This window comes from Mycobacterium interjectum (assembly GCF_900078675.2).
In the GTDB taxonomy this organism is placed as follows: domain Bacteria; phylum Actinomycetota; class Actinomycetes; order Mycobacteriales; family Mycobacteriaceae; genus Mycobacterium; species Mycobacterium interjectum.
Map to the genome: position 1 here is coordinate 158,622 of NZ_LT546236.1, position 10,804 is coordinate 169,425.

The window sequence follows — 10,804 nt, forward strand, 5'->3', positions numbered from 1 at the left end:
AACGATGGCAAGAAAAGGCATCCTGGGTACCAAGCTGGGCATGACGCAGGTGTTCGACGAGAACAACAGGGTTGTGCCGGTGACGGTGGTCAAGGCCGGCCCCAACGTGGTGACCCGCATCCGCACGCCGGAGCGCGACGGCTACAGCGCCGTGCAGCTGGCGTACGGCGAGATCAGCCCGCGCAAGGTCAACAAGCCGGTGACCGGCCAGTACACCGCGGCGGGGGTCAACCCGCGCCGGTACCTGGCCGAGCTGCGTCTGGACAACCCGGACGCCGCGGCCGAATACGAGGTCGGCCAGGAGCTGACGGCCGAGATCTTCGCCGACGGCGCCTATGTCGACGTGACCGGCACCTCCAAGGGCAAGGGCTTCGCCGGAACCATGAAGCGGCACGGCTTCCGCGGCCAGGGCGCCAGCCACGGTGCCCAGGCGGTGCACCGCCGGCCGGGCTCCATCGGCGGCTGCGCCACGCCGGCGCGGGTGTTCAAGGGCACCCGGATGGCGGGCCGGATGGGCAACGACCGGGTGACCGTGCAGAACCTGGTGGTGCACAAGGTTGATACCGAGAACGGCGTGCTGCTCATCAAAGGTGCGGTCCCCGGCCGCACCGGTGGACTCGTGATGGTGCGCAGCGCGATCAAACGAGGTGAGAAGTAATGGCAGCGCAGAAGATTGACGTCAAGACACCGGACGGCAAGGTCGACGGCTCCATCGAGCTGCCGGCCGAGTTGTTCGACGCCGAAGCCAACATCGCGCTGATGCACCAGGTGGTCACCGCCCAGCGGGCGGCCGCCCGCCAGGGCACGCACTCGACCAAGACCCGCGGTGAGGTCAGCGGCGGCGGGCGCAAGCCGTACCGGCAGAAGGGCACCGGCCGTGCGCGGCAGGGTTCGACGCGGGCGCCGCAGTTCACCGGTGGTGGCGTCGTGCACGGTCCCAAGCCGCGTGACTACAGCCAGCGCACGCCCAAGAAGATGATCGCCGCGGCGCTGCGTGGGGCGCTGTCCGACCGCGCGCGCAACGGGCGCATCCACGCCATCACCGAGTTGGTCGCGGGCCAGACCCCGTCCACTAAGAGCGCCAAGGCATTTCTGGGCACGCTGACCGATCGCAAGCAGGTGCTGCTCGTCATCGGCCGCACCGACGAGACCGGCGCGAAGAGCGTGCGCAACCTGCCTGGCGTGCACGTGCTGGCGCCCGATCAGCTCAACACCTACGACGTGCTGCGCTCCGATGACGTGGTGTTCAGCGTCGAAGCCCTCAACGCCTACATCGCGGCCAACACTAGTTCTGCCGAGGAGGTTTCGGCCTGATGGCGAGCATCGCTGATCCCCGCGACATCATCCTGGCGCCGGTCATCTCCGAGAAGTCCTATGGACTCCTCGATGACAACGTCTACACCTTCGTGGTGCACCCCGACTCGAACAAGACGCAGATCAAGATCGCTGTCGAGAAGATCTTTTCCGTCAAGGTCGCGTCGGTGAACACCGCGAATCGACAGGGCAAGCGCAAGCGCACCCGCACCGGATATGGCAAGCGCAAGAGCACCAAGCGCGCCATCGTCACCCTGGCGCCGGGCAGCAAGCCGATCGACCTCTTCGGCGCACCGAGCTAGCCGAGCGCGAGAGAAAGACTTGATCAGACATGGCAATTCGTAAGTACAAGCCGACGACCCCGGGTCGCCGCGGCGCCAGCGTCTCCGACTTCGCGGAGATCACCCGGTCGGAGCCGGAGAAGTCGCTGGTGCGCCCGCTACACGGTCACGGTGGGCGCAACGCGCACGGCCGGATCACCACCCGTCACAAGGGTGGCGGGCACAAGCGCGCCTACCGGGTGATCGACTTCCGTCGCAACGACAAGGACGGCGTCAACGCCAAGGTCGCGCACATCGAGTACGACCCGAACCGCACCGCCAACATCGCGTTGCTGCACTACCTGGACGGCGAGAAGCGCTACATCATTGCGCCGCTTGGCCTCTCGCAGGGCGACGTGGTGGAGTCCGGCGCCAACGCCGACATCAAGCCGGGCAACAACCTGCCGCTGCGCAACATCCCGGCCGGCACCCTGGTGCACGCCGTCGAGCTGCGACCGGGCGGCGGCGCGAAGCTCGCGCGGTCGGCCGGGTCGAGCATCCAGTTGCTCGGCAAGGAGGGCAGTTACGCCTCGCTGCGGATGCCCAGCGGTGAAATCCGGCGCGTCGACGTGCGCTGCCGCGCCACCGTCGGCGAGGTCGGCAACGCCGAGCAGGCGAACATCAACTGGGGCAAGGCCGGTCGCATGCGGTGGAAGGGCAAGCGCCCGTCGGTCCGTGGTGTCGTGATGAACCCGGTGGATCACCCGCACGGCGGTGGTGAGGGTAAGACCTCCGGCGGTCGGCACCCGGTGAGTCCATGGGGCAAGCCGGAAGGCCGCACCCGCCACCCGAACAAGGCCAGTAACAAGCTCATCGTCCGGCGACGCCGCACCGGCAAGAAGCATTCGCGGTAAAGAAGTCTCAGGACCAGGAGAAGCCAGCACATGCCACGCAGCCTGAAGAAGGGCCCGTTCGTCGACGGCCATCTGCTCAAGAAGGTCGACGTACAGAACGAGAAGAACACCAAGCAGGTCATCAAGACCTGGTCGCGCCGGTCGACGATCATTCCGGACTTCATCGGCCACACCTTTGCCGTGCACGACGGGCGCAAGCACGTCCCCGTGTTCGTCACCGAGGCGATGGTCGGCCACAAGCTCGGCGAGTTCGCCCCGACGCGCACCTTCAAGGGGCACATCAAGGATGATCGGAAGGCCAAACGGCGATGAGCACAACTGAGTTTCCGTCGGCGGTCGCGAAGGCGCGGTTCGTGCGCGTGTCGCCGAGAAAGGCGCGCCGGGTGATCGACCTGGTGCGCGGCAGGTCCGTGGAGGACGCGCTGGACATCCTGCGCTGGGCGCCCCAGGCGGCCAGCGAGCCGGTCGCCAAGGTGATCGCCAGCGCGGCGGCCAACGCGCAGAACAACAACGGCCTGGACCCGGCGACCCTGGTGGTCGCCACCGTCTATGCCGACGAAGGACCGACCGCCAAGCGCATCCGTCCACGCGCCCAGGGCCGCGCCTTCCGGATCCGCAGGCGCACCAGCCACATCACGGTCGTGGTGGAAAGCCGGCCGGCGAAGGGCGCGGGGCCGGCGAAGTCCACGCGGGCCCGGCGTGCCGAGGCCAGCAAGGCCGCGGCGAAGGCGCCCGCCAAGAAGGCACCCGCCAAGAAGGCACCAGCCAACAAAGCGCCGGCCGCGAAGAAGGCACCGGCAAAGAAGGCCCCGGCCAAGGCTTCTGAGGCTTCTGAAGCGAAGGGAGGCTCAGACTAGTGGGCCAGAAGATCAATCCGCACGGCTTCCGGCTGGGCATCACGACTGACTGGAAGTCCCGCTGGTACGCCGACAAGCAGTACGCCGACTACGTCAAGGAAGACGTGGCGATCCGCCGGCTGCTGTCCACGGGCCTGGAGCGCGCCGGCATCGCCGACGTCGAGATCGAGCGCACCCGCGACCGGGTTCGGGTGGACATCCACACCGCGCGTCCCGGCATCGTGATCGGCCGCCGCGGCACCGAGGCCGACCGGATCCGCGCCGACCTGGAGAAGCTGACCGGCAAGCAGGTCCAGCTCAACATCCTCGAGGTCAAAAACCCTGAGTCGCAGGCGCAATTGGTGGCGCAGGGCGTCGCCGAGCAGTTGAGCAACCGCGTGGCGTTCCGCCGGGCGATGCGCAAGGCCATCCAGTCGGCGATGCGTCAGCCCAACGTCAAGGGCATCCGGGTGCAGTGCTCCGGCCGCCTCGGCGGCGCGGAGATGAGCCGCTCGGAGTTCTACCGCGAGGGCCGGGTGCCGCTGCACACCCTGCGCGCCGACATCGACTACGGCCTGTACGAGGCCAAGACCACTTTCGGCCGGATCGGCGTGAAGGTGTGGATCTACAAGGGCGACATCGTCGGTGGCAAGCGCGAATTGGCCGCCGCCGCCCCGGCGGGCGCGGAGCGTCCGCGCCGCGAGCGGCCGTCGGGCACGCGTCCGCGGCGCAGTGGCGCTTCGGGCACCACGGCGACCAGCACCGAGGCCGGCCGCGCGGCGGGTGCCGAAGAAAACACTCCGCCGGCCCCGGCCGAAGCTGCGCCTCCCCTCGAACCACAGAGCACGGAGAGCTGAATCATGTTGATTCCCCGCAAGGTCAAGCACCGCAAGCAGCACCACCCCCGCCAGCGCGGCATCGCCAGCGGCGGTACGGCGGTGAACTTCGGTGACTACGGCATCCAGGCCCTCGAACACGCCTACGTCACGAACCGGCAGATCGAGTCGGCCCGTATCGCGATCAACCGGCACATCAAGCGTGGCGGCAAGGTGTGGATCAACGTGTTCCCCGACCGTCCGCTGACCAAGAAGCCGGCCGAGACCCGGATGGGTTCGGGTAAGGGCTCCCCGGAATGGTGGGTCGTCAACGTCAAGCCGGGCCGCGTGCTGTTCGAGCTCAGTTACCCCAACGAGCAGGTCGCCCGGGCGGCGCTCACCCGCGCAATCCACAAGCTGCCGATCAAGGCACGCATCGTGACCCGAGAGGATCAGTTCTGATGGCACTGGGAATTTCGCCGGGCGAACTGCGCGAGCTCACCGATTCCGAACTCGCCGAGCGCGTGCGCGAATCCAAGGAGGAGCTGTTCAACCTGCGCTTCCAGATGGCGACCGGACAGCTCACCAACAACCGCCGGCTCCGCACGGTGCGTCAGGAAATCGCGCGCGTCTACACGGTGCTGCGCGAACGAGAACTGGGCCTCGCTAGCGGACCCGACGGGCCCGATGGAGACAAGGATTCGTGATGGCAGAAGCTAAGAAAGCCGCCGCAAAGGCCGCTCCCAAGAAGGCCGCTGCGAAGGACGCCGAGTCGAAAGACAAGGGCCCCAAGCACACTCCGGCCAATCCCAAGTCGCGTGGCCGGCGCAAGGTGCGCATCGGCTACGTGGTGAGCGACAAGATGCAGAAGACCATCGTGGTCGAGCTGGAAGACCGCATGCGCCACCCGCTGTACGGCAAGATCATCCGCACCACCAAGAAGGTCAAGGCGCACGACGAGGACAGCACCGCCGGGATCGGCGACCGCGTCTCGCTGATGGAGACGCGCCCGATGTCGGCGACCAAGCGCTGGCGGCTGGTCGAAATCCTCGAGAAGGCCAAGTAGCCCGCAGCCAACGCAAAAACGCCCGAGACCCCCGCGGTTTCGGGCGTTTGCGTTCGGCGGGCAATTCACACCTTGTTCTCACCTGCCCGGTGTAGTCTCCACGCCACGCGGGTAGCGGCGTCCACCAACGGGAGTGAGGCTGTCCAACGATGACTGGGTCGACAGAATTTGGCGGCAAGATCGAGCTGGATATCCGCGATTCGGAGCCGGACTGGGGGCCGTACGCGGCGCCGACGGCACCGGAGAACTCGCCGAACATCCTGTATCTGGTGTGGGACGACACCGGCATCGCGACCTGGGACTGTTTCGGCGGCCTGGTCGAGATGCCCGCCATGACACGGATCGCCGAGCGCGGCGTGCGGTTGTCGCAATTTCACACCACCGCGCTGTGCTCGCCGACCCGGGCGTCGCTGCTGACCGGACGCAACGCGACCACCGTCGGCATGGCCACCATCGAGGAATTCACCGACGGGTTCCCCAACTGCAACGGGCGGATCCCGGCCGACACCGCGCTGATCTCCGAGGTGCTCGCCGAGCGGGGCTACAACACGTATTGCATCGGCAAGTGGCACCTGACGCCGCTCGAAGAGTCCAATCTGGCGTCGACCAAACGACACTGGCCCACCTCGCGCGGCTTCGAGCGGTTCTACGGGTTCATGGGCGGCGAGACCGACCAGTGGTATCCCGACCTGGTCTACGACAACCACCCCGTCCCCCCGCCGGGCACACCGGAAGACGGCTATCACCTGTCCAAGGACATCGCCGAGAAGACCATCGAATTCATCCGCGACGCCAAGGTGATCGCGCCGGACAAGCCGTGGTTCAGCTACGTGTGCCCCGGCGCCGGGCATGCGCCGCACCATGTCTTCAAGGAGTGGGCGGACCGCTACGCCGGCCGGTTCGACATGGGCTACGAGCGCTACCGCGAGATCGTGCTGGAAAAGCAGAAGTCGATGGGCATCGTGCCGCCGGACACCGAGCTGTCGCCGGTCAACCCGTATTCGGAAGTGACGGGACCACAGGGCGAGCCGTGGCCGCTGCAGGACACGGTGCGGCCCTGGGACTCGCTGGGCGACGACGACAAGAAGCTGTTCTGCCGGATGGCCGAGGTGTTCGCCGGCTTCCTCAGCTACACCGACGCCCAGATCGGCCGCATCCTGGACTATCTCGAGGAGTCCGGCCAGCTGGACAACACCATCATCGTGGTGATCTCCGACAATGGCGCCAGCGGTGAGGGCGGGCCCAACGGGTCGGTGAACGAGGGCAAGTTCTTCAACGGCTACATCGACACCGTCGAGGAGAGCATGAAGCTCTTCGACCACCTCGGCGGGCCGGAGACCTACAACCATTACCCGATCGGCTGGGCGATGGCCTTCAACACCCCCTACAAGCTCTACAAGCGCTACGCCTCGCATGAGGGCGGCATCGCCGACACGGCAATCGTCTCCTGGCCCAACGGCATTGCGGCGCACGGCGAGGTCCGCGACACCTATGTCAACGTCTGCGACATCACGCCGACCGTCTTCGACCTGCTGGGCATGACGCCGCCGCAGACAGTCAAGGGCATCGCGCAGAAACCGCTGGACGGCGTGAGTTTCAAGGCGGCCCTTGATGATCCGGGCGCCGACACCGGAAAGAAGACCCAGTTCTACACCATGCTGGGCACCCGCGGCATCTGGCATGAGGGCTGGTTCGCCAACACCGTCCACGCCGCCACACCGGCCGGCTGGTCGCACTTCGACGCCGATCGCTGGGAGCTCTTCCACATCGAGGCTGACCGCAGCCAGTGCCACGACCTGGCCGCCGAGCAGCCCGAAAAGCTGGAAGAGCTCAAGGCGCTGTGGTTCTCCGAGGCGGCCAAATACAACGGCCTGCCGCTGTCAGATCTGAACATCGTCGAGACGATGATGCGCTCGCGTCCCTATCTGGTCGGCGAACGATCCAGCTACACGTACTACCCCCACTGCGCGGACGTCGGCATCGGCGCCGCCGCGGAGATACGCGGCCGCTCGTTCGGTGTGCTCGCCGACGTGACCGTCGACACCACCGGCGCCGAGGGCGTGCTGTTCAAGCAGGGCGGTGCCCACGGCGGGCACGTCCTGTTCGTCCAGGACGGTCGGCTGCACTACGTCTACAACTTCCTCGGTGAACGCCAGCAGCTGGTTTCCTCGTCGCACCCGGTGCCGCTGGGGCGCCACATGTTCGGAGTTCGCTATGCGCGGACCGGAACCGTCGAGAACAGCCACACCCCGCTGGGCGACCTCACGCTGTTCATCGACGACGAGGTGGTCGGCACGCTGCCGGAGGTGACGACCCACCCCGGGACGTTCGGGCTGGCGGGGGCCGGCATCACCGTCGGGCACAACGGTGGATCGGGGGTGTCGAGCCGCTACAAGGCGCCGTTCGCCTTCACCGGCGGCACCATCGCCCAGGTCACCATCGACTTGTCGGACAGGCCGTACGAGGACGTGGAAAGGGAACTCGCGCTTGCATTTTCGCGCGACTGATCCGGCTTTCGGGGTTTCCGTCCTGCTCTGCCTGGGGGCGGTCGTGGGTTGCGAGCGGAGCACCGGCGGCACCGAGGTCCGGACCAGCGGTGCAGCTCCAGCGACGACGTCCGTCACCCCGACACTGTCCGACCCCGCCGAGCCGGTGCCCGGCGTCCAAATCACGCTGCCCGACCACGTTCCGCCCAACGCCGTGGTGTGCTTTCCGCGCCCGCCCGCCAGCGGCACCATGGCCGTTGCCTCGGTGCCGGATCCCGTGGCGCCCGTGATCACGCTCCCGCTGCCGGACGGCTGGAACTCCTCCCGCGGCTCCGGCGACGTGGCGTTGACGGCGCCCGGGCCCGCCGGCATGTCGGTGCGGGTGACGATCACGCCGACGGACCTCGAAGCCGGTGAGGCGTTCCTGCGCTATCTGGCTGACCTGCGCACCCGGTGGCCGGGCGCTGCGGTCACCGTCGCGGCGGCGCAGTTCTGCGGCTACAGCAGCCAGTTGCTCAGCGGCGCCGTCGCGGGGCCCGGTGGGGTGGCGTTCGCCGACCGCATCACCCACGTCTGGACGAACACGAGGTCATTCCTGGTGGTCATCCATTTGGAGGGTCCGGTGGGTGCCCCCGGCTTCGACGCGGCCAAGTCGACGGCGATGCAGCAGTTTGCTGTCGTCATCCCGTAAAGGCGCGTTTTCCTGGCCGGCGGGCGGTAGCATCACGCCCCGTGATGCCTCGTGAGCACTGAGCCTTCGCCCCCGCCCGCCGCGCGAGGACCGCGCATCGCCATCGCCTTCGGGATCGTCGTCGCGGTCATCGTCATCTACGTCCTCTCCCTGATTGCCGTGCACCTGCTGGCCCAGTCGGCGCCCCCGCTGCCCTCGGTGGACCTGAGCAAGGTCGAGGCCGAAGACAGCGTGGTGCAGGTGCGCCTGGAAAAGCTGGACACCGTCGCCAACCGACTGACGGTGAATGTGCTTGTCTACCCGAAGGATTCGCTGTACGACAAGAGCTTCGGCGTCCTGACGACCGACGCTGCCGTGCGCCTGTACCCGGAGAACGACCTGGGAGACCTGCAATACCCGGTGGGAAAGGCGCCGGCGCAGGTCAGCACCACCATCCAGGCGCAGGGCGATCCCGGTAACTGGCCGTTCGACTCGTACACCACGCAGGTGATCGCGGCCGACGTGTTCACCGGCAGCGGCCAGAGCCGGGAGAAGTCGCCCGCCCGTGTCGAAGTCACCGGAAAGCTGGACGGCTGGGACGCCAGTGTCACCCGCGTCCACGACCCCGACGATTCCAACCCGGACGTGAAGGACAACGTGACCATCACGCTGCACCGGGCCAGAGGGCCGCTGATCTTCGACCTCGGCATCTGCTTGGTCCTCATCGCCCTGCCCGTGCTGGCGCTGTGGGTGGCCATTCCGGTGGCGCTGGGCAAGACAGCGTTCCTGCCGCCGATGACCACGTGGTACGGCGCGATGCTGTTCGCCATCGTCCCGCTGCGCAACATCCTGCCGGGCAGCCCGCCATACGGTTCGTGGATCGACCAAGCCGTCGTGCTATGGGTGCTGATCGGCCTGGTGGTCGCGATGGCCCTGTTCCTCGTCGGCTGGTGGCGGCAACGCGAGCGAAGACAGCCGAAGTAGGGCTGATTACTCCGCGACGGCTGCTCCGGCAGAGCTGATCGCGTCGACGGCGCTGGAGACCCTCGACTGGAAGTCGGGCGAGAGCGGTATGTAGCCGTTCCTGGCCAGCTCGACCTGGCCCGGGCCGATCGCCGCCTGCAGGAACGCCTTGACGGCCTTGGCCTGGTCCGCGATGGGGTACTTGGAGCAGACGATCTCGTAGGTGGCCAGGACGATCGGGTACACGTCGGGCTGGGCGGGGTTGTAGAACGACGAGATGTCGAGCACTAGATCGTTGCCCGTGCCAATGATTTTGGCCCCGGTGATCGTCTTGCCGACCGTGTCGGTGCCGATCCGCACCGGTCGCAGCGACCTGCGGCTCGCCGAGGTTTTGATTTCCGCGGCGAAAAGACCCTGCTGCAGCGCGAACGACAACTCGTTGTAGCTGATCGCGCCCTCGGTGGCCCTCACGAGCTCAGAGGTGCCCTTGTTGCCGGCGGCGCCGACGCCGACGCCGCCGTTGAAAGACTTGCCGGTGCCCTGCTTCCAGGCTCCGCCGGAGGCGGCCTGCAGGTAGGACTGGAAGTTTTCGGTGGTGCCCGACGCGTCGCTGCGGTAGACGACACGGATGTCCTCGGCCGGCATGGATGTGTTGAACGCGGTGAGGGCCGGGTCGTCCCAGCGTGTGATGGTCCCGTTGAAGATCTTGGCCAGCGTGGGCGCGTCGAGCACCAGCGAGTCGACGGCCGAGAGGTTGTAGGTGATGGCCAGCGGGCCGAAGACGACGGGCAGGTTCCATGCGTCGGCCCCGCCGCAACGCTGCTTGGCGGCGACGTATTGGTCACCGGCTAGCGGTACGTCGGACCCACCGAAATCGGTTTTACCGGAGAGGAATTCGCTGATTCCTGCGCCCGAGCCGTTGGCCGTGTACTCGAGGGTCTGCCCCGGGCATGCCCTGCGATACGCGTCGACGAACTTCGTCATCGCGTTCGCCTGCGCGGTCGAGCCGCTGGCAATCAGGGTCTGCTTGCCGCCGCAATCCACCTTGGCTCCGGCGGCGTAGGCCAGGGTGGCGTGGGCGTTGCTGCATCCCGAGAGCACGAGGGTGGCCGCCGCCAGCAGGCTCATGGGGACGGTCGATCGGTTGTGCTTCACCGTGATTGCCTCCTGGCGCGGGCGCTGATCGACACATTTACAGCGGTCGAATTAACAGGCAAACAAACGGGGAATGAACGAGTCGTCCTGCGGGCCGGTGCTCGGCTTCGCTGGCTGGCGATCGGGTGCGGCGGATTGACGGAAATTGCCTACTGATAAGGGTCAAATCTATGTGACGCATGGACAGCATCAGTTCGCTACGATCTAATCTTCGTGTGCTCGCCGCCCGGGCTCCGCACACCGCACGGAGGCTGATCGATGACCCATCACGCTCCACCAGCGCCACCGCCCGCGACACCCCCCACGCCGCCGGAGCCGCCGCCCG

The 10,804-nt window shown here is 67.2% G+C and carries 14 protein-coding genes; 13 read left to right on the forward strand and 1 reads right to left on the reverse strand.

From position 1 onward, the window contains the following. Nucleotides 1–4 precede the first annotated feature (4 nt). The 13 genes from rplC (at nucleotide 5) to BN4348_RS30505 (ending at nucleotide 9,345) form a co-directional block, all read left to right on the forward strand. On the forward strand, nucleotides 5–658 hold the full coding sequence (gene rplC / locus BN4348_RS28745) for a 50S ribosomal protein L3 (protein WP_066907347.1): 654 nt from the start codon (nucleotides 5–7) through the stop codon (nucleotides 656–658). Then, a complete protein-coding gene (gene rplD / locus BN4348_RS28815; protein WP_066907350.1) occupies nucleotides 658–1,314 on the forward strand; it encodes a 50S ribosomal protein L4 in 657 nt (218 codons plus the stop codon). The genes rplC and rplD overlap by 1 nt, the downstream gene beginning before the upstream one ends. Next, nucleotides 1,314–1,616 (forward strand): 50S ribosomal protein L23, encoded by a 303-nt coding sequence (rplW, locus tag BN4348_RS30455; protein WP_066907353.1) that lies wholly within the window; start codon nucleotides 1,314–1,316, stop codon nucleotides 1,614–1,616. The genes rplD and rplW overlap by 1 nt, the downstream gene beginning before the upstream one ends. A 29-nt stretch (nucleotides 1,617–1,645) precedes the next feature. After that, nucleotides 1,646–2,488, forward strand: coding sequence for a 50S ribosomal protein L2 (gene rplB, locus BN4348_RS30460; protein WP_066907356.1), 843 nt, complete (start codon nucleotides 1,646–1,648; stop codon nucleotides 2,486–2,488). Between the two features lie 30 nt (nucleotides 2,489–2,518). Continuing rightward, entirely contained in the window at nucleotides 2,519–2,800 is a 282-nt protein-coding gene (gene rpsS, locus BN4348_RS30465; RefSeq protein ID WP_066907363.1) for a 30S ribosomal protein S19, read from the forward strand. Then, entirely contained in the window at nucleotides 2,797–3,345 is a 549-nt protein-coding gene (rplV, locus tag BN4348_RS30470) for a 50S ribosomal protein L22 (RefSeq protein WP_066907365.1), read from the forward strand. Before rpsS ends, rplV begins: the two co-directional genes overlap by 4 nt. Next, nucleotides 3,345–4,181 (forward strand): 30S ribosomal protein S3, encoded by an 837-nt coding sequence (gene rpsC / locus BN4348_RS30475; protein WP_066907368.1) that lies wholly within the window; start codon nucleotides 3,345–3,347, stop codon nucleotides 4,179–4,181. Before rplV ends, rpsC begins: the two co-directional genes overlap by 1 nt. A 3-nt stretch (nucleotides 4,182–4,184) precedes the next feature. Next, nucleotides 4,185–4,601, forward strand: a complete 417-nt coding sequence (gene rplP, locus BN4348_RS30480; RefSeq protein WP_066907369.1) for a 50S ribosomal protein L16 — start codon at nucleotides 4,185–4,187, stop codon at nucleotides 4,599–4,601. Beyond that, a complete protein-coding gene (gene rpmC, locus BN4348_RS30485; RefSeq protein WP_066907372.1) occupies nucleotides 4,601–4,846 on the forward strand; it encodes a 50S ribosomal protein L29 in 246 nt (81 codons plus the stop codon). Before rplP ends, rpmC begins: the two co-directional genes overlap by 1 nt. Beyond that, nucleotides 4,843–5,205, forward strand: a complete 363-nt coding sequence (rpsQ, locus tag BN4348_RS30490) for a 30S ribosomal protein S17 (protein WP_369829073.1) — start codon at nucleotides 4,843–4,845, stop codon at nucleotides 5,203–5,205. The genes rpmC and rpsQ overlap by 4 nt, the downstream gene beginning before the upstream one ends. Before the next feature lie 149 nt (nucleotides 5,206–5,354). After that, nucleotides 5,355–7,712: an arylsulfatase gene (locus tag BN4348_RS30495; RefSeq protein ID WP_066907375.1), complete on the forward strand. Its 2,358-nt coding sequence runs from the start codon at nucleotides 5,355–5,357 to the stop codon at nucleotides 7,710–7,712. Next, the gene (locus tag BN4348_RS60955) at nucleotides 7,693–8,382 is read left to right on the forward strand and encodes a hypothetical protein (protein WP_235852608.1); all 690 of its coding nucleotides are present in this window, start codon (nucleotides 7,693–7,695) and stop codon (nucleotides 8,380–8,382) included. Before BN4348_RS30495 ends, BN4348_RS60955 begins: the two co-directional genes overlap by 20 nt. A gap of 51 nt (nucleotides 8,383–8,433) precedes the next feature. Continuing rightward, nucleotides 8,434–9,345 (forward strand): DUF4436 domain-containing protein, encoded by a 912-nt coding sequence (locus tag BN4348_RS30505; protein ID WP_066907378.1) that lies wholly within the window; start codon nucleotides 8,434–8,436, stop codon nucleotides 9,343–9,345. 6 nt (nucleotides 9,346–9,351) lie between these two features. Here BN4348_RS30505 and pstS read toward each other — a convergent pair whose 3' ends face one another. Further along, nucleotides 9,352–10,479: a phosphate ABC transporter substrate-binding protein PstS gene (pstS, locus tag BN4348_RS30510; RefSeq protein ID WP_066907380.1), complete on the reverse strand. Its 1,128-nt coding sequence runs from the start codon at nucleotides 10,477–10,479 to the stop codon at nucleotides 9,352–9,354. Between the last annotated feature and the right edge of the window lie 325 nt (nucleotides 10,480–10,804).